The sequence below is a fragment of the Burkholderia aenigmatica genome, assembly GCF_048627025.1.
GTDB lineage: Bacteria > Pseudomonadota > Gammaproteobacteria > Burkholderiales > Burkholderiaceae > Burkholderia > Burkholderia aenigmatica.
In genome coordinates this window covers 150,531-168,810 of sequence record NZ_CP184471.1, presented here as the reverse complement: position 1 = coordinate 168,810, position 18,280 = coordinate 150,531, and the positions used below count along the sequence as shown (strand labels likewise).

The window sequence follows — 18,280 nt, the reverse complement described above, 5'->3', positions numbered from 1 at the left end:
GAGAATGCACGAAACAAAGATCCCGCAGTCTGTTCAGTTCTACGTCAAGCATGCTTTGAGCGTATTGCGCGAGCAGGAGGCGGCTCTTCATGGGGTGCAGCTGGCGCGAGGGAAAGGCCATATTCTGGCGTTGGAACTGCAAGATCGCGAAGGGAAGATCAAGCGGGCCATGGAAAGGCTTGATGAGTTTCGAGGCCACGCAGCCATAAACGGCGTGGACGCTGACACCTTCCTTAATGAATGTGGCGGCGTTCCGGATTTCGAGAAGTTCGGATATCCGAAGCCGGTACAGATCCGTCGAATCGAGCAGGACGCATACGATGCGACAGCATGCGGCATAAAGCTGGTAGGGCGCCCGATCCACGTTGGCGAGCGGGACCTGCTCATCGGTCGTGAAAACGCGGTCCTTTCTGTGCGAGGCCCAACCGGGAATGTCGTTTTCAGCGTCTCGCCATCCGTTCCATGGACGGGTGACGCTATCGTCCAGTCGCTCAACCATGAGGACGTTGTGCATGCCGTAGATGGCGACGTAGCGGATGCCTATCTCGGCGATTGTTGGATTGGCGGAACCGAGGTTTAACCGGCCACATCTGGAAAGTCACTTTTACCCAAGCGGGGCAGTCACCCGCCACGGGGCCTGCTTCGCGTTACTCAGGAGCAGGAACATGACACAAGCAGTTCAAGGTGCATCGTCTGGCCTCAAAGGCGGCATGCATTTCTTCGTTTCGACGCCGGTCGTGATCGACGGTTACGAATGGCGATGCGTCGTTCGCCAAGGCGAGTCGGGCCGGCCGGAAAAGCATCACGAGTTCCGTCCTGTCGGCAGTCAGGCATGGCATGCCGATAGTGACTGGATGGGCGGCGACAGCCAGATCGGGGACCTCCCGGTATCGATCGGGCAGAAGGTCGATTCCCAGGTCAACGAGCAGATCACGAAGGCCATGTCGGGCGAGTTTGTCCCGAATGCCAACATGATCCGGGCGGCAGAGAACCTGCTGCTCTCGATGGCCCATGAGGATGTAGTCCGCCCGGTCGTCGTCGCATACGAAACGGAGATCCTGACTCGGCATCAGTTTCGCATCGCGCGGAAGTATGTCGAGCATGGGTGTGAGGACGTGGTCATTCTCGACCGGAAGCGATCGTACATGCTGGAAGAGTCAGACTTCGCTATCTTCCTCAAGCAGTGTTTCGAGGCACGCGATGCGGCAGGGCTCAAGGTCAGAGCGTCGGACAACTGTCCGCTGCTCGAAGCCGAGAACACCCGCATCCAGGCCGAAAATCTGCTGCTGGAAGCGATGGCGGAGCTCCCGAGTCTGGCGGCGATCGGCAAGCCGTGGCTGACGCTCGAAGCCCGGAAACGGGCTATCGACCTGACGCTCGACATGCTGGCGCCGTTCTGTGGCGATGCCGACGGCATCATCAAACGACTCTTGGCCGCATAACCTAGGTCAGAATCGTACCCAAACAGCCCATTCACCCTTTCGGTGGATGGGCTGTTTGCCTTTGTGGAACGGCTTGTTCTGCCGGTGCTCGCTGCTATCATGGGCCGTCCATTGCCACGGAAACATGACATGCCGCAACAGCCTGATCCGCACGCCTGCCGAATTTGCGGCCAGCAGCTCGACCAGCCCGGGAAACCGGACACCGGTGACTGCGGAGGTGATTGCGTTCGGTGCATGGCGGACTACCGGGATCCGGATGCGCTGGAAACCATGCGCAAGGTCGAGCCTGACAATCCGCAATGGAAACCGGCCAAGGGTCACTGGCCGGGCCATCAAATCGCCGTTGACTGTGACCCGGACCTGCAAGAAGTGGCACGGCTCACCACAATGATGCGGGATGTGTTCGATCGTGTGCTCTCTGCCAGCAACATCGCGAAGACTAGGGGGACGTGCGCTTACGGCGCGATCCTGCTGCGAAACTCGCTCGAGCAGTTCGGCAAGTGCGCGGCGACTGTGCGCGGGGGCGATGGAGATCTCGGTGAAGGCGCCATCGACCAGCCCGGCATGTGGAATGGCCATTACTGGGTAGAAGGGAAAACACCGGCCGGTGTGGGCTTCGTCGCGGACATCACCGCCGACCAGTTCGGCTGGTCGAAGGCAGTCGTGCTTCCGATTGACCAGGCCGGCGAACGCTACCGGGCTGGCGATGATGAAATCGTCGCCGAAGCCGTGGCCGAGCTCGAGGCGCAGATTACCGCCGAAGCGCGAATGGCGATCCGGTGCCTCGATGACTGAGGGCGTGTTCGAAATGCTGCGCGCAGCGGTCAACATCGCGCGGTTCCAGCAGATCCGCAAGGTAACGACGCTGAGGGCTGAGCTTGTCCGCAGGTTTCCGGACCGGAACGAGGATATCGACGACGCAATCCTGGCCTGGGCAAACTACGAGCAGTCGAAGGGGAGGCCGGATTGAGCCTGACCCGTGAAGAGGCGCTTGAGTCTGAGGGACGCGCCTGCAAGGTGCCGGAGCCTACGGGTGGCTTCGTCTACGGTTACATCGTCGAGGTTCACCCGAACGGTGACTTCGTCAAGTTCCAGAAGGGCGTGTCGAGCCGTGTCAGCCCGCAATGGGTTCGGCGCGAGGACGTCATCCTGCAGCCGCTAGACGCTGAAGCCGGCGAGCAACTCCGCTTCCGGTTCGACCCTCCCTCCAACTGATCCCCCTTGAATCGGCTTCGATCGCCGGTAATCTGAAGGCGAAAGTACGCCCGGATGCGCTTTGTTTTCGAGCGGTCCAATCCTACCGGATCCTCCAGAATTGAAAGGAAGCGGCCAGTGGGCGCGCGGTTTAGACGGGAGAGAGTGAGGGAACCCATGTTGAGAGCAGCAACCGTATATATCGAGCGCTACGAAGTCCGCGATGATTCTGCCGGAACGGTGGAAGATCATGGCCACGACTTTGACGGCGCGGATCAAGACTTCAACGAGAGGGTTGATGCGGTGAAGGCTCGCGGCGGAGATCCGTCCGATGTGACGCTGATCGCCGTGCTGGCCACCGGAGATTGACGAGGTGCTGACCCTGATCCGCCGGATTCCATGGCAGGCGAAGGAAGCCGTTTTCGTCACTGGGCTGATGACGCTTCTGGGCGTCTGCTTTCCTGACGATGCGAATGCGTTTGCTGTGCTGTCGATCATCGTGTTGTTCGCAATCGAGGATCTTTGCAAGACCGCGCTGCGGCTCGCGATCGAGGAGCAGACGGTCGGTCAGGCACAGGAAGACGAACACCTCTATGTGATCTTGCCTCAATGCCGGTACAAGCTGCTGGTTCTGCGCCAGGTGCTGGTGTTGGGAGAGGAAAAGCTGGCGCAAGCCCGTAAGACGACCCGAAAGAACAAAAAGGACGATTGATGATTGGTGCGTTGCTGCTTTTCCTGGGGCTGGCGCCGGCGGGCGCGAGGTCGAATCCCTGCGACATGCCTGGCTGGACGATGGGCGAGAGCGTGGCGTTCGTCTGTGACATGAACGATGCCAAGAGAGAAGCGCACAAGCGCCTGCCTCTGGAATACCACGGGGCGCGCAGCGAGGTGTCGTTCCGTGCGGCACCGGTGGGCGGAAAACCGGGGTTCATCCTGATCGTGACGGACCGAATCGTGCCGGTGGAAGATGCGCCTCGCGAGGCTGCGCTGCTTGGCCCTTGGGGCGGTTGGGTGGACGAGCTAGGCAAGGTACATGGCGCAAATGACGCGTGGATCATGCCGATCGCCGTGGCTGGCTCGTCGTCGAAGCCGGCGGGCACGGTAGTCTATCTCGTGAATGCGCCCGTACCGGTTTCGAAGATGCCCTCCGTGGCGGGTGAGCCACCTCAACCCGTTCAGGATGCGTTTGCTCGGGCCGAATTGACGGCTGTGGAACCCGCGAGCACTCCCTGCACCCGACGTTGCACCGGTACCTCTCTGCGGTGAGAGCTCTGGTTTCGGATCGACGAGCACACGCGGCTGGTGCATAGCACGCAGCGGCAGGTTGCGATGGCGGCGAACGCATCCCGAACGGGTTTCATTTTTTCTCGTCGGCGATGGCGGCGCGCGTGAGCACCCGATCCTTTCCGACAAAGCAGGCAAAAAGCATACACAATCGCGCAAATCCCCCCTATTTTGCAGCCTGTTTCCGAATTGTCGGATTTTCCCCGATCCCGATAATGGGTGGCTGATTCCACATCAGCCTAAGGCTTGTCCATGAAATTCGTGAAGGCGACGCTGGCAGCTTCCTTCCTGATCGCGGGTCCGGTCGCTGCACAGACACAGCAAACGGATCTGCCGCATCCCTGCCAGTCGAGCACCGGCCAATGGACGCTCTGCATCGGCGACAGTCCGATCGACACCACGGGAAATCGCGTCGACATGGCCAACGAGGTTCAGCAAGTGAACTCCGCGTTGGCGCCGTTGCGGCAGAAGATCACCGAATTCGTCCAGACCGAGCACCAAGCCGCTACAGCCGGTCGGTGAGCGGTCACGCATCAAGCTTAATGAGGATCACCAATGGATACCGCTGTCGCTTTTCCGAAAGAACGTCATGTCGAGGACGTGGTCTTGCCCGAGTTGGCAGAAGGTCAGCAGTGGACCTGTGAGAACGGTTGCGGGAATTGTCGCCCCGAGCAGGCGGATTTTGAATATTCCCGAGACGAAACCCAGGACGGCGTTCTGCTGAGCAGCAGGACCTGCAAGGTCTGGGTTAGCCACTGCTGCAAGGCAAATCTGGTGTTGTGGGATGAACGGAACGAAGTGGAAGTCGCGTGGGCGGGCGGGGATTTGAATCTGGATGGCCTCGTGTCGAATCGCGACGTTTTGCTGGATTGAGCGGGCCAGATTTGCTCAGCCAGCTATGAACAATTTTTGAGGAGTGAAGAGATGAAGTGGAACGCTACGCGTCGCCTCGGTGCTATCGGGGCCGTGCTCGCTCTCGGCATGTGCGCTGCTGCGAATGCGCAAAGTGTGACGAGCAGCAAACCTGCCACCACCGATGTGAAACTCGACAGCGCCTGTACGGTCAACGGGACTATCACGCTGGATGCCAGCGACGCCATCGTCGAGTGCCGGGACAAGAAGTGGGAGGCGCCGGCTGCTCGGGCAGTGTCGCCGGCAAGCTCCAAGGTCGTGATGCTCACGGTGACCGTCCAATCGAAGAACGAGAGACTGGCGAGCGTCCCGTTGGTTCTGCGTGACGGGAAGTCGGCTCACTACCGGTCAGTCACCCAGGGGACCTACGTCAGCGATGTGGGGCCGTGCAAAAAAGAAGTTTCGTCGACGGCCGGCGGAGGGCTTGCGGGCGGGACGCCCCCGAGCAGTGACGAAATGTGCGTGACCACCTCGCCGCTGGTTACTGGCCTGGAAATCGCCGCGGAGCCGCATGTGCTGGAAAACCGCGACGTCGTGCTCGATCTGAAGGCTTCCAACAGCCAACTGATCTCGCTGGAGAACGTCACCAATGAGCTGGGTACGGTGCAGATTCCGAAGACGTACACGTGCGGCTTCGAATCCGCAGTGAGGCTGAAACCGGACGTTGATACGGTCATCGAGACCTGTTCGCACAATTCGATGGCGCAAACCATTTCTGTGCTGGCCAAGGTCGTCGACAGAAACTCGACCATTGCGCAGTGATCCCAGCGGGCTGGCGGACGCGCACCGTGATCTGCCAGTCGCAAGCAAGCTCTGCTTTGAACTGAAACGTGCGCGCTTGCATGTCGCCGGCGTGACTTAACCTGGAGTGACACATGAATCGCAAACCCACCCGAGCCCTTTTCGCACTGAGCGCCGCCCTGATGTTCGGCTACTGCGCCACGGCGTCGGCGGACATTCCGTCGGTGTCGGCAAACGCCAAGGTTGTGCAGATCACGCTGAGCATCAAGGGCGACAAGGGCGACAAGGCGACCTCGGTCGTGCTGACCGCGGCCGACGGCGTGAGCACCAACGTCGACGAGCACACCAGCATTTCCTACGTCAGCGCGATCGCTCCGTGCAAGGACAATCCGGCCAAGACCTGCGTGTCGTACGCGGATCTCAAGACGGGCTTCGACTTTGGCGTGCTGCCGCGCGTGCTGCCGAACGGTGAAGTGCTCCTCGATCTCGTGTATGACAGCGCCCGTCTGAACTCCATGCGCGACTTCAAATCGGACATTGGCACGGTCCAGCTTCCCGACGTGTCGAAGAATGGTTTCAAGTCCGCGGTCAAGGTCAAGGCTGGCGTCGAAACCGTCGTCAACTCCGCGATCGACGCGAACGGCAAGCAAGACGTCGCTGTGACGGTCAAGCTCGTCGATCCGAAGAACGGCGACGCGATCTGATTCGCCGTCGGGTGGCAGGGGGCAATGCGACCTCCTGCCAGCTTTTCTTTTTCTCTGGAACGTCTCTATGAGCAAGCTAGGCAACCAGATCGCGCTGCTGGCACCCAAATGGCATGAACGTGCCCTGAGGATAGCGTGCGATGGGGCGTCATGGCTTGCCGTAGCGGCGGTAGTTCTCCTCTTGCTTCCGCGTCCCCCAATTCAGGGAACCCTTACGCTCGACCTGTGTGCCGACATCGTGTTGGTGGGCCTCTTGTGGATCGGGCTGACGCAGTTGATCCAACCTGACGGCCGCAGGGCTCTGCTCCGGGCTCTTGCGCTCGCGGTCGTCGTTCTCTTCTTGAGCCTCGGCGCTCCGGATATCTCCGCGCTACTTTCCGCCTTGAGTGGCTCCCCGCGAGCTGCAATACCGGCTCTAGCTGCCGTTGCTGTTGTTGCTGTGGTGGAATCCTTGGTGACCAAGCGTCGATCTGCCCCGGTCGCCAAGAAAGTGGCCGTGCGGCCCTACACTCAATCCCCCCAGGAAATGCGGCGCGTCGCAATCCATGAGGCCGGCCATACGCTGCTTTACAGGCTACTCCCCGAACGGCCCAGCGACATGCGTGTCGTGGTCCGTCCTGTTATCGACGAAGAGAGTTCAAGAGGTGGTGAGGTCCTGCTGACTCCAATGCAGGTACCGGCAACTTATGCCTATGTCGCGATGCTGATCGATCTGGCCGGCCTCGAGGCGGAATTTGCAGTGTTGGGCTCCCGCGGCAATGGGGGCACTGACGACTACGCCGAATGGATCGATCTGGCGACACGGTTTGCCATCGCCGGAAGCGCGGGAGCCTTCTACCGTTGCCCGGTTACCTTCTGGCAACGGCAGATCAACCGGGACACGATCAACGCCCTGCAGGAACGTCAGCGGAACGATCTGCGCGAATTCTTCGCCGGCAACCGGGATTTGTTGGTCGAGTTGGCCGATGAAATCCTCGCGCGTGGCGAACTCGGCCACGAGCAGATCGGCGAGTACCTCGATCGCGTCGACGTCCGTCCGCTGGCATATCGGATCCCATCCTGACGAAAGGAACCTCGCTCGCAACTGAGCGACGAGCCATGTATCGGGGTGCTGGTCCAGTACGCTGGTTCCATGAGCCAGTAACAACCCCTACTCGATACCCGAAGGGAATCCCGTGGACAATCATCTCGCATCGGATCCACCCGCAACAGGTTTCCCCGAAGGGGAGTCATCCGCGATCGTTGTGTCATGCCCCGGCGAAGGGTGCGGTGCGCGGATCTGGATCGGAGCGTCGCAGCTTCACCGTCGCGGCCGCCGTGCCGGAACGGGCTGCAAGGGAGATGGTTCCTGCGCGCAATGCGGTTGCCGCGTTCACATCGAGATGAATGGCCTAGGAAGGATCAGCGTCGAGAAAGAATTGGACACGGATCATTCCGCCAACATTCCACCGTCCCTTTAGTCCCCGCTTCATACCGGTTCGCCAAACCGAGATGGGGATTCTGGCGACATTCCCCCCGCAAATCGTTGTTTTCTCAGACTTGTTTTCGCGGCGAGCCGGTGTAGATTACCTCTTAACTTCTTGCCACGAAGTGATTTGTTGCGTAGTCCACCCCCCTGCATGAACGCGCTTTGGCGCGTGGACCGTGGCTCCTCCCGAATCGGCAAGATCATTTTGGGGAATCATCATGGCGACGAACGCTCAAGCTCAAATGCGCTGCCGGCTTTGCGGCTGCACGCTGGATGCCGGGGAAGGGGGTCTCCTCGTTTTCAGTGCAATAAGTGACGGTACGCAAAGCTAGCACTGGCGCGGGGGTGGTCTGGGTAGACCGTTGATTTCATTGACTTTCCTGTTCGCTTTGTAAACGGGTATGGTGGCCTCCCACTTTTGAGGTTCACGATGCAGGGTTGGCACACAACGTTTTTGGGGATGCGTGGGCTCCCCCGCGATATCAGCGACTTCGAGATGAAGGCATTTTTCACCTTCGATGGTGCCGAGCGCGACGCAATCAATGCACGCCGAGGTGATTCCCACAAGCTTGGTCTGGCGCTCCATATTGGTTTCCTGCGCATGAGTGGGCGTTTGCTCGGTGCCTTTCGGGTAATTCCAGTAGCCTTGTGGCGCCACCTTGGCAACGAGCTTGGCATTGCAGCACCAGAAGTCGCCTCGCTGAGAGCCATGTATGAACGCGGGCGCACGCTATTCGATCACCAACAAGTAGCCTGCACGGTCCTTGGATTCCAGTGGATGAGCGAGCACCAGCGCCGCTCACTGGTACGTGAACTGCGCGACGAAGTGGCGCGCTGCGCCGACCGCGATCAGCTACTCGTGCGGGCGCGTCAATGGCTGTACAAGAACAAGCTGGTGATCGTGCACGAGCGGGCAATTCGGACACTGATTGCGGCGGCACTTGCCCAGCTTGAAGTTGAAACAGGCACCGCCATCGCCGCCAGCGTTGATCCAGCAACACTTGATCGCTGGCGAGCCTCAGTTTCAGAGCTGCGCCCAGATGGACAAACCCAGCAGAGTTGGCTATGGGCTGCACCGGCGAAACACTCAACCCGCCAAATCAGCGAGGTACTGGAGCGCATCGACCTGCTTTACACGCTGGACGTTCATAAGCACCTGGCAGACATCCCCGATCTCATCTTGCGCCGCTACGCGCGCCGACTTGTCTCCAGGCCGCCCTCAGCCGGAGCCAAGATCAAAGAGCCAGCGCGCACCGTGGAGGTCGCATGCTTTCTTCGGTATTGCCTGTTCACCACCACAGACCAGTTGATCCTTATGGTGCAGCGCCGGATCGCCGATCTGTGGCGTCAGGCTGCCGCCGATGTCCCCGCTACCGTCAATTGGGCCGCAATGTACAAAACGCTGCTCGGCGAACTTGTTGCCTTGAGCGCGCAAGGTGCGGTGCCAGATGCTGAGTTGCGTGCCCGTCTTGAAGCCTTGATCACCGAAACCCAGAAACGCAAACCACCGAGCAGGGCCTCCCTGGTCCGCGAGGGATTGATTGATGGAATTCGCCCCGTGCGGTCGTTGCTCGTCGCCATTGCAAAGCTGCCCTGGCAGGCCACCGGCGAGCATCCTGCCATCGAGTACCTTGCCAAGCTGCAAGCTTTATATCTCAAAGGATCCAGAAAGCTGCCAGTTGAAGTGGTGGCACCAAGTCTGGGAATGATCTGGCAGGTTTCGATCTCCAGCCCAGACCGGGAACGGGCGTTTCAGGCGTTGGAGGTGGCCACCCTGTTTGCCCTGCGCCGCGCGGTGCGCAATGGCTCGGTCTGGATTGAGCACAGCCTGAGCTTTCGGGGTCGTGCGCGCTTGTTCTTCACGGACGAGCGTTGGCAGGCAGAGTCCAAGAAACACTATGCCCGTCTATCGTTACCCAGCAAGGCTGCCACTTTCTTGAAGCCTTTGCTGGCCAGAGTAACTGCCGGTGTCGATGCGGTGGCCGCTGCAGCCCGCAGTGGCGTACTGCGCGTGGATGATGAACTCCATTTGTCGCCATTGCCCGCAGAGGACGAAGACCCAGAAGTGACCAAGCTGCGCGCGGCTTTGGATCACCGCATCGGTGAGGTTCAATTGCCGGAAGTGATTCTGGCCGTTGACGCCCAGGTGCGCTTTAGCTGGATCATGCTCGGACGTGAGCCGCGCTCTACCGACGAGCTGCTGATGGTCTATGCCGGCATCATGGCCCACGGCACCAGTCTGACTGCGGTCGAATGCGCGCGCATGATTCCGCAATTGTCTGCCACCAGCATTCGCCAGGCCATGCGCTGGGCGCGGGACGAACGGCGTCTGAGCCAGGCCTGCCAGGCTGTGCTGGAATTCATGCAGCGACACCCGATTGCCGCCACCTGGGGGCGGTCCGATTTGGCATCTTCTGACATGATGAGCATGGAGACCACCAAACGGGTGTGGCAAGCCCGGCTTGATCCTCGGCGCAACACACCTTCCATTGGAATCTACTCCCATGTAAAAGACCGGTGGGGCATCTTCCATGCGCAGCCCTTTGTGCTCAATGAGCGCCAGGCGGGCGTGGCCATTGAAGGTGTCATCCGCCAAGAAAAGCTGGAGACCAGCCAGCTTGCTGTGGATACCCATGGCTACACCGACTTTGCCATGTCACATGCCCGTTTGCTTGGTTTTGATCTTTGCCCGCGGTTGAAGGAACTCAAACAGCGCCACCTCTTTGTGCCACGCGGCACCAAAGTGCCCGCAGAAATCGCTGCGGTGTGCGAAGCCAATGTCGACGTCGCTTTGATCGAAAAGCATTGGGATAGTCTGGTGCACCTGGCAGCCTCGGTCATGAGCGGACATGCCAGTGCGGTGGCAGCTCTTGCGCGGTTCGGTTCTGCCGCCCAGGGCGATCCAATCTATGAGGCTGGCGTGCAATTGGGGCGGTTGCTGCGTACGGCGTTTTTGGCTGACTACTTTGTCAAGGACGCTTTCAGGAACGAGTTGCGCCGGGTGCTCAATCGGGGCGAGGCTGTTAACGCCCTCAAGCGCGCCATTTATACCGGCCGGATCAGCCCGGCGCAGGCCAAACGTGTCGATGAAATGCAGGCTGTGGCCGATGCGTTGAGCCTGATGGCCAACATCGTGATGGCGTGGAATACCTCACAGATGCAGGCGGTCCTGGATCGCTGGTCGAACCGCCGCCAGGTCATTCCACCGGAACTGATCGGGAAGATTGCGCCCACCAGGCTGGAGAGCATCAACTTGCGGGGTGTGTTTCGCTTCCCGGTTGACCGCTATGCTGACCAAATCCTGCCTTCGCGGCCAAATGCATCGATAACTGGCACCAATGGATGAAACCGACCACGGTTTGACGCCACGAATCGCAGATTTGAAAGTGAACAGGAAAGTCAATGAAATCAACGATCTACCAACACCACCTCCGCGCCAGTGCTAGCTTTTCGTACCGTCACTTATTGCACTGAAAACGAGGAGACCCCTAGCAGCCCATCGGGGTCCGCAAGCCCCTGCAACGCATTCATCCGCATGTCCAGCGCGGCCTCGCGATCATTGTCAACGCCTGCCTGTGGATGGATGTTGTCCGGAAACGTCTGCAGCCATGTCGCGAGCAGTCCCGTACCTTCCGCGAGTCCGACCGCACCGCCCAAGCGGGTGCGGCAACGCGTGTAGAGCGCTGCCACACGCATGTCCTTCGTGCGCAGCATCAGGCGCCGGCAGTCGCGTTCGATCTCGCTCCAGTTGAGCGGATCGGGCCCACCGACGAACGCGCCGTATTGCACGTCCTGCCTGGGTGCAGCGCCCGCGAAGAGGACCACGAAATCGTGGTCGTATTCGAGATCCGGGCCGCAAGGCGCGCCGTCGCTCACGGGCGTGAGCCAGTCGAAGTGCGACGCGCCCGTGACGGGCGCGTGGCCGGGTTTGCCGTGCGTGGCGGATTGTTTCTTGCTCATGTTCAATTTTTGGAGTCAGTGGCACGGCGATCGAAATGGCGCACGTAACGCTCGGGCTCGAAACGCATGCCGGTAATGGGTTTATGCGGGTCCGGACGTCCCAGCCATCCGGACCAGCCCATGCGCTGCCGGCCACCCATCACTGCCGGTGGCGCACTCTCAGGGGTCGTCTCAGAAAACGGAAAATAAAGCACGCTAAGCGTGCGTGGAGGCTGGCACCCAGCGGTACAGCGTCGGAATGGACACGCCGAGGTTCTTGGCCACGTCCTTGGGCGGCACCCCGCTGGCCAGCAGCTTCTTGGCCGACTCGATCTTGCTGTCGGTCATCTTCGGCTTGCGGCCGCCTTTGCGGCCGAGCTGCTTGGCGACTTCCAGCCCGGCGCGGGTGCGCTCGACGGTCAGCTCGCGCTCCATTTCGGCAAGGCTCGCCATGACGTGGAAGAAGAACCGCCCGGATGGTGTGCCGGTGTCGATGGAGTCGGTGAGGCTCCTGAACTGGACACCGTGCTTGTGCAGATCGCCGACCAGATCGACCAGTTGCTTGACCGACCGGCCCAGCCGGTCGAGCTTCCAGACGACCAAAGTATCGCCTTCGCGCAGCATTTCGAGCGTCTTGGCCAAGCCAGGCCGGTCTGCCCGCGTGCCACTCACCTTGTCCTCGAAGACCTTTTTACATCCGGCCTTGCTCAAGGCTTCGCGTTGCAGCTCCAGGTTCTGATCCTGCGTCGAGACGCGCGCATAGCCAATCAACATGGCTTGTCTCGCGCCCGGTCGATGCGTTCCTGCATCGCCTGCATCACTTCTTCGTGGGTGTACGATCTGGCGTTGGCGTCGGTGGCTTGCCGCAGGGCTTCCTCAACCTCGCGCGTCATCCGCTCGTAATCCTCCGGCCACAGCGCTTGCTCCATGCGCAGCGACGCCTGACCCAGCAGGTGCAGCAGGCTGAACAGCCGCATGTCGTTGGTGGCGACGATGCGCTCCCGAATCTGCTCCTGAATAGCTTCGCTAGCCCGATGCGCTTGTGGTGTGGCAGTCCCCTCGTAGTCAGCGGGGAATTCCGCTTCCTCGGCAATCCTTGCCCAGGCGCTGGCCAGCGCCTCGATGGTTGACGTGCTCATTTCCGCCGCTCCTGAGGTCGGCCGAAAAAAGTGGACGCCAACATTCCGTAGAATTGAGGAATGGAGGCACTGATGAAGCGAATCCCCAAGGCTGTGTACACGAAGGAATTTCGTGAAGAAGCAGTAAAGCTAGCAATGACTGACGGCGTCGGCGTGTCTGAAGCTGCACGTCGAGTGTCAATATCGATGAAGACGTTGGCGAACTGGGTTCGCGCCGCAAAGGACGGCAAGCTGGAGACCGTGGGGCAAACCCAGAAACCACTGACAGAGATCGAGGCGGAGCTGGGCCGGCTCAAGCGAGAGTTGGCAGAAGTGAAGATGGAGCGCGATCTGTTAAAAAAGTTTGCAACGTACTTCGCGAAGGAGTCGCGGTGAAGTACGGCGTAATTGAGCAGATGCGACAGCATTACCCCGTGCCGCCGATGTGCCGGTTCCTGGGCGTGTCCACCAGTGGCTACTACGCCTGGCGCAAACGGCCGCTGTCGTTGCACGATCAACAAGAGCCTGGGCTCGAAGCGCAGGTGCGTGCAGCTCACGAGCGTAGTCGACAAACCTTCGGCCCGGAACGGCTACAGAAGGATCTAGCGAACCACGGTGTCCAGATTGGTGTTCACCGCATCAAGCGTTTGCGGGCAAAGCTCGGCCTTCGCTGCAAGCAAAAGCGCAAGTTCAAGGCGACGACCAACTCGACGCACAATCTGCCAGTCGCACCGAACATCCTGGATCAGGACTTCAGTGTGAGCGCACCAAATCAGGCCTGGTGCGGTGACATTACCTACATCGCGACCGATGAGGGATGGCTGTATCTGGCCGGCCTCAAGGATCTGTTTAGCGGAGAGATCGTCGGCTATGCCATGAGCGAGCGCATGACAAAACAGCTGGTCATGCAGGCGCTGTTTCGGGCTGTCGCGTCGCACCGGCCACCGACGGGCCTGATACAACACACGGATCGCGGTAGTCAGTATTGCGCCCACGCCTATCAGAATCTGCTCAAACAGTTCGGCATGCAGGCATCAATGAGCAGACGTGGAAATTGCTTCGACAACGCACCCATCGAATCATTCTGGGGCTCACTGAAGAATGAACTCGTCTATCATCGCAAGTTCGCGACCCGCGATCAGGCCAGCAAAGAAATCACGGAATACATCGAGATCTTTTATAACCGGCAGCGCACACAGGAGCGTCTGGACTATCTGTCGCCGGCCGCTTTCACGCAGCGATTCCATTTGAGTAAAATGGCTGCTTAACCCGTTGGCGTCCACGGATTCCGACCGACCTCACTCCTGTGCTCTTTGGCGAATCAACCGGCCAAGGGGCCTCGACGCGAAAACCAGCAGCATCACGCCTATCGGATACCAGGTCGAGAAGACCACCAAGGCATCGAAGGCTGGCCGTCCGGTGTTGGTAGGCAGTACGGCGGTCACAGCCATCAACCCGCCGACCGTCCAGATGATGCGCCACACGTAGGGCATCACGCGGGGCACGTAGCCGTCATCGAAAGCGGTCTGGTAGTAGCGGCGCAGGCCGCGCTCGGCAAGCGCCTGGCGCTGCCGCTCCGACAGCGCATCCGTCCGGCCATACCAGCGCCGGAATGGTGGACAGCGCAGCAGCAAAGGGGTGAAGAGGATCATCACCGCCACGATCGCGACACCCCACGCCATGACGGCGCCGGCATCGGGCCGCTTGGCGTTCTCGATCACGGGCGCGAAGACGCCCGGAGCACCGATCATCCAGAACAGCGCAATGTGCTGATGGAAGGAGAGCTTCATTTGCTCATCCACTTGCGCAGCAGGCGCTTTTTCAGGGAGGCGCGTTCTTGCGGGTTGCGTCCCTTGTGATTGGCGATGCGATCCGCCGTGGCGGCCTGGCGCTTGACGGGCCAGTAGGAGCGGCCATCCTTGCCCATCGACCAGACGCTGCTGGCCTGGTTTTCCAGCAGGGGCAGATGGGCGCTCAGGGCTTCGGGCGACGCGCTGGTCAGCGCCGTGCGCTCACGGGTGCGCCAGCGCTGATGCCAGAGCTTCTTGTCCTCGCGCTCGCTGCCGCAGGTCGTGTGCCCGACGATGGGTGTTTTGCGGCGGCTGCGGCTCATAACGTAGTGGTCTCCAAGAACATTCAGGACTGATCCCAGGCGTCGATGGTCAAGACCTGATCGGCAGGACAGGCGGCTACGCGGTCGGGAACTGGATGGTGTTCAGTCTCATGCCGACCCCATTCGATTGATCGCGTCGCTTGCGGCACGCTGCGACGCAAGGAGGTTTGCGACCTGGTTTAGCAGCCGTGTCCGCTGCATGTCTGTTACCTATCTCCCCGACCGCTCATTGGACCAACTCCAGAGATTGGGCTCTATCGCTCAGCCAATACGAAACCGGCATTGGCTGATGCCACAACCGAGACGAACACAAATGGCTCGGTACCTGTATTTCGCGCCCCGTGCACTTGGCCCGGTCTTGCCACGGCTATCTCACCTTCCCTGAGGGCACGAACAATCCCATTGCCCTGAAAGTAATCAGCCATTCCCGACAAAACAGTCCACGTGTCTTGGCCGTGAGGATGAATGTGAGCCGCAATTTCCTGCCCGGGATGGACATGCCAAACCACGATAATTGAGTCTCGGGTTTCAAGCACAACGGAACGAATAGGCTCGCCTTCGGACGGCTGAACATACTCGGCTACAGAAAATATTCTCGATTCAACAGTCATCGGAGATCCCTCTTTCACAGTGCCCCCAGACAGGCTGGATATGAGTTCTAACTCGAATTTGAACGGGAGGCTGGTCGTGCGGTCGTGCAGTTGCCGATGAGCGTGTCGGCTGCTGCCTCCTTGCCCACCAGCGAACTCACGTCCGTTGCGGCCATCCAGAAGGTCTTGCCCGAGCGCGGCTCATAGGTCGCGGGATCGAACACGCCAGAGGGGCCGAACATCGGCGGCTTGATTGGTCATGGCTCCATGCCTTTGTCGTTACGGTCTTCATCGTCGGCATCCTGACGCACGGCGGGCAATTGCTGGAGCAACGCCGGCAGCCATTCCTGTACCGTCTCCCACACCACATCGAGGTTGATGTCGAAATAGCCGTGAGCCATGCGATTACGCATATTGCGCATGCTGCGCCACGGCACGTCGGCATGCGCCTGGGTGAACTCGACGTAGCCATCCATCACCTTTGTGGCCGCCTCGCCGATGACGATCAGGCTCATGATGACGGCCTGCTGGGTGCGCTTGTCGGCCAAGAAGTCGTCCTTGGCCATCCCTTCCACGAAGCTGCGCGCATCGGTTGCGGCCTGCTGAATGTGGTCGAGGTAATCGGGCAGGCGGTTCTCGCTCATATCGGTTGCGCCTCCGCGAGCACCTTGGCCCGGAACTTCGGCGGCAGGTCGCCGGGAGTCAGCAGATCGACGTCAACGCCGAGCAGCGATTTCAGTTCTTCTTCCAAATCGCCCAAGTCCAACAACGTGGCACCGGGCAGCGCATCGACCAACAGGTCGAGGTCGCTGCCATCCCGGTCGGTGCCATGCAGCACCGAGCCGAAGACGCGCGGGTTCGCGGCGCGAAAGCGGCCTACCGCTTCACGCACTGCGCTTCGCTTCATGTCAAGCACAACAGACGGTCGCATGCGCATCCTTTCTTATCGAAACTCGTTGAGATGATATGCAATCAAGAATAGAATTTCAAGAACTATTTTCGAGAATCGCAATGCCTTGATTCCCGTGCCGCGCCTGTCATTTTCAGAAGGCGATAGCACGAATTATCAAAAGTCGGCCGCACGGTTTTTTCTGACGGTTGACGTCACCTCAGAAAACGGAAAATAAAGCACGCTTAGGCGTAGTTCCCTTGGCTACACCGCGTCGGTACTGCGCGGTTCTTTCTTCCCTTGCAGTGAAGCAATCAGCGGGCAAGAAACATTCCCCTGCCGCAGGTGGCAGGCACACACAAGTTCGGAAAGCACCGACTCCATACGCGCCAAGTCAGTCATTTTTTCGCGCACGTCCTTGAGCTTGTGCTCGGCCAGACTACTGGCTTCCTCGCAATGGGTGCCATCCTCCAGCCGCAGCAGTTCGGCTATTTCATCCAGACTGAAGCCCAGCCGCTGGGCTGATTTCACGAACCGCACCCGCGTTACATCCGCCTCGCCATAGCGGCGGATGCTGCCGTAAGGCTTGTCCGGCTCCGGCAACAAGCCCTTGCGCTGATAGAACCGGATGGTCTCTACGTTGACCCCGGCCGCCTTGGCGAAAACGCCGATGGTCAGATTTTCCAAATTGTTTTCCATATTGCTTGACTCCGTACATGACTACGGAAGTAAGGTTACGCTATCCAATTTAAATTCGAAAGGACACGCGCATGTCTGAACCACAAAACGGGCGCGGGGCGCTCTTCGCCGGCGGGCTGGCTGCCATCCTCGCCTCGGCCTGCTGCCTGGGGCCGCTGGTTCTGGTCACCTTGGGGTTCAGCGGCGCTTGGATCGGCAACCTGACGGTATTGGAGCCGTATCGGCCGATCTTCATCGGCGCGGCGCTGGTTGCACTGTTCTTTGCCTGGCGGCGCATCGTCCGACCGACCGCAGCCTGCAAGCCGGGCGAGGTGTGCGCGATTCCGCAAGTGCGCACCACCTACAAGCTCATTTTCTGGTTCGTCGCCGTGTTGGTCTTGGTCGCGCTTGGTTTTCCCTACGTCATGCCATTTTTCTACTAATCAGGAGTTCATCATGAAAAAGCTGTTTGCCTCCCTCGCTCTCGCCGCTTTCGTTGCCCCCGTGTTCGCCGCCACTCAGACCGTCACGCTGTCCGTGCCTGGCATGACCTGCGCCTCTTGCCCGATCACTGTCAAGCACGCGCTTTCCAAGGTTGAGGGCGTGAGCAAGACCGACGTAAGTTTCGACAAGCGCCAGGCCGTCGTCACCTTCGACGATGCCAAGACCAACGTCCAGAAGTTGACCAAGGCGACCGAGGACGCGGGCTATCCGTCCAGCCTCAAACGCTGATCCGTTAACCGAACTCGGGAGCGACACATGGGACTCATCACGCGCATCGCTGGCAAAACCGGCGCGCTCGGCAGCGTCGTTTCCGCGATGGGCTGCGCCGCCTGTTTTCCTGCCATCGCCAGCTTTGGCGCGGCCATCGGACTGGGCTTCTTGAGCCAGTACGAGGGGCTATTCATTGGCATCCTGCTGCCGATGTTCGCCGGCATCGCGTTACTCGCCAATGCTATCGCTTGGCTCAATCATCGACAGTGGCGACGCACGGCGCTCGGCACGATAGGCCCGATCTTGGTGCTGGCAGCGGTGTTTTTAATGCGGGCTTACGGCTGGCAGAGCGGTGGACTGCTCTATGTCGGCCTGGCCTTGATGGTTGGGGTGTCGGTCTGGGATTTCATCTCGCCAGCACATCGCCGCTGCGGGCCGGACAGCTGTGAATTGCCAGAACAACGTGGCTGACGGCAACAGCCGTAGCCACCACA

General features: G+C 60.1%; 27 protein-coding genes and 2 pseudogenes. 18 read left to right on the top strand and 11 right to left on the bottom strand.

Going from position 1 to position 18,280, the window contains the following annotated elements; genetic code table 11:
* The first annotated feature begins 4 nt into the window (after positions 1-4).
* The 14 genes from ACN8ZM_RS38620 to ACN8ZM_RS38555 all read left to right on the top strand — a co-directional run bounded on the left by ACN8ZM_RS38620 (position 5) and on the right by ACN8ZM_RS38555 (position 11,091).
* Positions 5-580 carry a hypothetical protein gene (locus tag ACN8ZM_RS38620; RefSeq protein WP_025496723.1) on the top strand — a complete coding sequence of 192 codons (576 nt, stop codon included), beginning with the start codon at positions 5-7 and terminating at the stop codon, positions 578-580.
* 85 nt (positions 581-665) lie between these two features.
* The gene (locus tag ACN8ZM_RS38615; RefSeq protein ID WP_025496722.1) at positions 666-1,442 is read left to right on the top strand and encodes a hypothetical protein; all 777 of its coding nucleotides are present in this window, start codon (positions 666-668) and stop codon (positions 1,440-1,442) included.
* Between the two features lie 129 nt (positions 1,443-1,571).
* Entirely contained in the window at positions 1,572-2,237 is a 666-nt protein-coding gene (locus ACN8ZM_RS38610; protein WP_175026494.1) for a hypothetical protein, read from the top strand.
* A complete protein-coding gene (locus ACN8ZM_RS38605) occupies positions 2,230-2,412 on the top strand; it encodes a hypothetical protein (protein ID WP_025496720.1) in 183 nt (60 codons plus the stop codon). The genes ACN8ZM_RS38610 and ACN8ZM_RS38605 overlap by 8 nt, the downstream gene beginning before the upstream one ends.
* Positions 2,409-2,657: a hypothetical protein gene (locus tag ACN8ZM_RS38600; RefSeq protein WP_081712843.1), complete on the top strand. Its 249-nt coding sequence runs from the start codon at positions 2,409-2,411 to the stop codon at positions 2,655-2,657. The genes ACN8ZM_RS38605 and ACN8ZM_RS38600 overlap by 4 nt, the downstream gene beginning before the upstream one ends.
* 156 nt (positions 2,658-2,813) lie before the next feature.
* Positions 2,814-3,005 carry a hypothetical protein gene (locus tag ACN8ZM_RS38595; protein WP_175026493.1) on the top strand — a complete coding sequence of 64 codons (192 nt, stop codon included), beginning with the start codon at positions 2,814-2,816 and terminating at the stop codon, positions 3,003-3,005.
* Between the two features lie 4 nt (positions 3,006-3,009).
* Entirely contained in the window at positions 3,010-3,348 is a 339-nt protein-coding gene (locus tag ACN8ZM_RS38590; RefSeq protein ID WP_175026492.1) for a hypothetical protein, read from the top strand.
* Positions 3,348-3,902, top strand: a complete 555-nt coding sequence (locus ACN8ZM_RS38585) for a hypothetical protein (protein WP_175026491.1) — start codon at positions 3,348-3,350, stop codon at positions 3,900-3,902. The genes ACN8ZM_RS38590 and ACN8ZM_RS38585 overlap by 1 nt, the downstream gene beginning before the upstream one ends.
* Before the next feature lie 270 nt (positions 3,903-4,172).
* On the top strand, positions 4,173-4,442 hold the full coding sequence (locus tag ACN8ZM_RS38580) for a hypothetical protein (RefSeq protein WP_175026490.1): 270 nt from the start codon (positions 4,173-4,175) through the stop codon (positions 4,440-4,442).
* Between the two features lie 33 nt (positions 4,443-4,475).
* Positions 4,476-4,793 carry a hypothetical protein gene (locus ACN8ZM_RS38575; protein ID WP_175026489.1) on the top strand — a complete coding sequence of 106 codons (318 nt, stop codon included), beginning with the start codon at positions 4,476-4,478 and terminating at the stop codon, positions 4,791-4,793.
* 51 nt (positions 4,794-4,844) lie between these two features.
* Positions 4,845-5,594, top strand: coding sequence for a hypothetical protein (locus tag ACN8ZM_RS38570; protein ID WP_175026488.1), 750 nt, complete (start codon positions 4,845-4,847; stop codon positions 5,592-5,594).
* Positions 5,595-5,707: 113 nt separating this feature from the next.
* On the top strand, positions 5,708-6,277 hold the full coding sequence (locus ACN8ZM_RS38565; RefSeq protein ID WP_175026487.1) for a hypothetical protein: 570 nt from the start codon (positions 5,708-5,710) through the stop codon (positions 6,275-6,277).
* A 67-nt stretch (positions 6,278-6,344) separates the two neighbouring features.
* Positions 6,345-7,340 carry a hypothetical protein gene (locus ACN8ZM_RS38560; protein ID WP_175026486.1) on the top strand — a complete coding sequence of 332 codons (996 nt, stop codon included), beginning with the start codon at positions 6,345-6,347 and terminating at the stop codon, positions 7,338-7,340.
* 835 nt (positions 7,341-8,175) lie between these two features.
* The gene (locus ACN8ZM_RS38555; protein WP_003049965.1) at positions 8,176-11,091 is read left to right on the top strand and encodes a Tn3-like element IS1071 family transposase; all 2,916 of its coding nucleotides are present in this window, start codon (positions 8,176-8,178) and stop codon (positions 11,089-11,091) included.
* Positions 11,092-11,234: 143 nt separating this feature from the next.
* Here the strand turns inward: ACN8ZM_RS38555 and ACN8ZM_RS38550 are convergent.
* The 4 genes and pseudogenes from ACN8ZM_RS38550 to ACN8ZM_RS38535 all read right to left on the bottom strand — a co-directional run.
* Positions 11,235-11,705 (bottom strand): annotated as a pseudogene (locus tag ACN8ZM_RS38550) (ImpA family type VI secretion system protein); the annotation flags it as partial.
* Positions 11,706-11,707: 2 nt separating this feature from the next.
* Positions 11,708-11,869 (bottom strand): annotated as a pseudogene (locus ACN8ZM_RS38545) (type VI secretion system baseplate subunit TssG); the annotation flags it as partial.
* A 31-nt stretch (positions 11,870-11,900) separates the two neighbouring features.
* Positions 11,901-12,458, bottom strand: coding sequence for a recombinase family protein (locus ACN8ZM_RS38540; RefSeq protein WP_003100847.1), 558 nt, complete (start codon positions 12,456-12,458; stop codon positions 11,901-11,903).
* On the bottom strand, positions 12,452-12,823 hold the full coding sequence (locus tag ACN8ZM_RS38535; RefSeq protein WP_003100853.1) for a hypothetical protein: 372 nt from the start codon (positions 12,821-12,823) through the stop codon (positions 12,452-12,454). Before ACN8ZM_RS38535 ends, ACN8ZM_RS38540 begins: the two co-directional genes overlap by 7 nt.
* 72 nt (positions 12,824-12,895) lie before the next feature.
* Between ACN8ZM_RS38535 and ACN8ZM_RS38530 the strand changes: the two genes are divergently transcribed.
* Positions 12,896-14,070, top strand: a protein-coding gene (locus ACN8ZM_RS38530) for an IS3 family transposase (protein ID WP_137962692.1) whose coding sequence is annotated in 2 segments (ribosomal slippage) — positions 12,896-13,169 and positions 13,169-14,070 — 1,176 coding nt in all. Because the reading frame shifts where the segments join, the coding sequence is not laid out codon by codon here.
* A 30-nt stretch (positions 14,071-14,100) separates the two neighbouring features.
* On the opposite strand, the gene ACN8ZM_RS38525 is transcribed toward ACN8ZM_RS38530, so the two are convergent.
* From ACN8ZM_RS38525 to merR, 7 genes are all read right to left on the bottom strand, one after another.
* Positions 14,101-14,592, bottom strand: a complete 492-nt coding sequence (locus ACN8ZM_RS38525; protein ID WP_420213345.1) for a transposase — start codon at positions 14,590-14,592, stop codon at positions 14,101-14,103.
* Positions 14,589-14,915, bottom strand: coding sequence for a hypothetical protein (locus ACN8ZM_RS38520; RefSeq protein ID WP_003100858.1), 327 nt, complete (start codon positions 14,913-14,915; stop codon positions 14,589-14,591). Before ACN8ZM_RS38520 ends, ACN8ZM_RS38525 begins: the two co-directional genes overlap by 4 nt.
* A 254-nt stretch (positions 14,916-15,169) precedes the next feature.
* Complete coding sequence (locus tag ACN8ZM_RS38515) at positions 15,170-15,526, bottom strand: cupin domain-containing protein (RefSeq protein ID WP_003465043.1); 357 nt, start codon at positions 15,524-15,526, stop codon at positions 15,170-15,172.
* 47 nt (positions 15,527-15,573) lie between these two features.
* Positions 15,574-15,747: a hypothetical protein gene (locus tag ACN8ZM_RS38510; protein WP_003154411.1), complete on the bottom strand. Its 174-nt coding sequence runs from the start codon at positions 15,745-15,747 to the stop codon at positions 15,574-15,576.
* Positions 15,748-15,762: 15 nt separating this feature from the next.
* On the bottom strand, positions 15,763-16,149 hold the full coding sequence (locus ACN8ZM_RS38505) for a DUF86 domain-containing protein (protein ID WP_003100872.1): 387 nt from the start codon (positions 16,147-16,149) through the stop codon (positions 15,763-15,765).
* Positions 16,146-16,436 (bottom strand): nucleotidyltransferase family protein, encoded by a 291-nt coding sequence (locus ACN8ZM_RS38500; RefSeq protein ID WP_001247892.1) that lies wholly within the window; start codon positions 16,434-16,436, stop codon positions 16,146-16,148. The genes ACN8ZM_RS38505 and ACN8ZM_RS38500 overlap by 4 nt, the downstream gene beginning before the upstream one ends.
* Before the next feature lie 222 nt (positions 16,437-16,658).
* Positions 16,659-17,093 (bottom strand): Hg(II)-responsive transcriptional regulator, encoded by a 435-nt coding sequence (gene merR / locus ACN8ZM_RS38495; RefSeq protein ID WP_005798840.1) that lies wholly within the window; start codon positions 17,091-17,093, stop codon positions 16,659-16,661.
* A gap of 71 nt (positions 17,094-17,164) precedes the next feature.
* On the opposite strand from merR, the gene merT reads away from it, so the two are divergent.
* From merT to merC, 3 genes are read left to right on the top strand one after another with little or no spacing between them, the layout of a single operon-like run.
* On the top strand, positions 17,165-17,515 hold the full coding sequence (gene merT, locus ACN8ZM_RS38490) for a mercuric ion transporter MerT (RefSeq protein WP_005798838.1): 351 nt from the start codon (positions 17,165-17,167) through the stop codon (positions 17,513-17,515).
* 13 nt (positions 17,516-17,528) lie between these two features.
* Complete coding sequence (merP, locus tag ACN8ZM_RS38485; protein WP_004178136.1) at positions 17,529-17,804, top strand: mercury resistance system periplasmic binding protein MerP; 276 nt, start codon at positions 17,529-17,531, stop codon at positions 17,802-17,804.
* Between the two features lie 27 nt (positions 17,805-17,831).
* On the top strand, positions 17,832-18,257 hold the full coding sequence (gene merC / locus ACN8ZM_RS38480) for an organomercurial transporter MerC (protein WP_000522996.1): 426 nt from the start codon (positions 17,832-17,834) through the stop codon (positions 18,255-18,257).
* Positions 18,258-18,280 lie beyond the last annotated feature (23 nt).

Excerpts from the sequence above, each read along its gene's own strand:
- merR (WP_005798840.1), bottom strand. The coding sequence starts at position 17,093 with ATGGAAAACAATTTGGAAAATCTGACCATCGGCGTTTTCGCCAAGGCG.
- ACN8ZM_RS38555 (WP_003049965.1), top strand. The coding sequence starts at position 8,176 with ATGCAGGGTTGGCACACAACGTTTTTGGGGATGCGTGGGCTCCCCCGC.
- ACN8ZM_RS38565 (WP_175026487.1), top strand. The coding sequence starts at position 5,708 with ATGAATCGCAAACCCACCCGAGCCCTTTTCGCACTGAGCGCCGCCCTG.
- ACN8ZM_RS38515 (WP_003465043.1), bottom strand. The coding sequence starts at position 15,526 with ATGACTGTTGAATCGAGAATATTTTCTGTAGCCGAGTATGTTCAGCCG.
- ACN8ZM_RS38500 (WP_001247892.1), bottom strand. The coding sequence starts at position 16,436 with ATGCGACCGTCTGTTGTGCTTGACATGAAGCGAAGCGCAGTGCGTGAA.
- ACN8ZM_RS38580 (WP_175026490.1), top strand. The coding sequence starts at position 4,173 with ATGAAATTCGTGAAGGCGACGCTGGCAGCTTCCTTCCTGATCGCGGGT.
- ACN8ZM_RS38505 (WP_003100872.1), bottom strand. The coding sequence starts at position 16,149 with ATGAGCGAGAACCGCCTGCCCGATTACCTCGACCACATTCAGCAGGCC.
- ACN8ZM_RS38525 (WP_420213345.1), bottom strand. The coding sequence starts at position 14,592 with ATGAAGCTCTCCTTCCATCAGCACATTGCGCTGTTCTGGATGATCGGT.
- ACN8ZM_RS38540 (WP_003100847.1), bottom strand. The coding sequence starts at position 12,458 with ATGTTGATTGGCTATGCGCGCGTCTCGACGCAGGATCAGAACCTGGAG.
- merP (WP_004178136.1), top strand. The coding sequence starts at position 17,529 with ATGAAAAAGCTGTTTGCCTCCCTCGCTCTCGCCGCTTTCGTTGCCCCC.
- ACN8ZM_RS38560 (WP_175026486.1), top strand. The coding sequence starts at position 6,345 with ATGAGCAAGCTAGGCAACCAGATCGCGCTGCTGGCACCCAAATGGCAT.
- ACN8ZM_RS38510 (WP_003154411.1), bottom strand. The coding sequence starts at position 15,747 with ATGTTCGGCCCCTCTGGCGTGTTCGATCCCGCGACCTATGAGCCGCGC.
- ACN8ZM_RS38605 (WP_025496720.1), top strand. The coding sequence starts at position 2,230 with ATGACTGAGGGCGTGTTCGAAATGCTGCGCGCAGCGGTCAACATCGCG.
- ACN8ZM_RS38585 (WP_175026491.1), top strand. The coding sequence starts at position 3,348 with ATGATTGGTGCGTTGCTGCTTTTCCTGGGGCTGGCGCCGGCGGGCGCG.
- ACN8ZM_RS38610 (WP_175026494.1), top strand. The coding sequence starts at position 1,572 with ATGCCGCAACAGCCTGATCCGCACGCCTGCCGAATTTGCGGCCAGCAG.
- merT (WP_005798838.1), top strand. The coding sequence starts at position 17,165 with ATGTCTGAACCACAAAACGGGCGCGGGGCGCTCTTCGCCGGCGGGCTG.
- ACN8ZM_RS38535 (WP_003100853.1), bottom strand. The coding sequence starts at position 12,823 with ATGAGCACGTCAACCATCGAGGCGCTGGCCAGCGCCTGGGCAAGGATT.
- ACN8ZM_RS38570 (WP_175026488.1), top strand. The coding sequence starts at position 4,845 with ATGAAGTGGAACGCTACGCGTCGCCTCGGTGCTATCGGGGCCGTGCTC.
- ACN8ZM_RS38520 (WP_003100858.1), bottom strand. The coding sequence starts at position 14,915 with ATGAGCCGCAGCCGCCGCAAAACACCCATCGTCGGGCACACGACCTGC.
- ACN8ZM_RS38595 (WP_175026493.1), top strand. The coding sequence starts at position 2,814 with ATGTTGAGAGCAGCAACCGTATATATCGAGCGCTACGAAGTCCGCGAT.
- ACN8ZM_RS38615 (WP_025496722.1), top strand. The coding sequence starts at position 666 with ATGACACAAGCAGTTCAAGGTGCATCGTCTGGCCTCAAAGGCGGCATG.
- merC (WP_000522996.1), top strand. The coding sequence starts at position 17,832 with ATGGGACTCATCACGCGCATCGCTGGCAAAACCGGCGCGCTCGGCAGC.
- ACN8ZM_RS38620 (WP_025496723.1), top strand. The coding sequence starts at position 5 with ATGCACGAAACAAAGATCCCGCAGTCTGTTCAGTTCTACGTCAAGCAT.
- ACN8ZM_RS38575 (WP_175026489.1), top strand. The coding sequence starts at position 4,476 with ATGGATACCGCTGTCGCTTTTCCGAAAGAACGTCATGTCGAGGACGTG.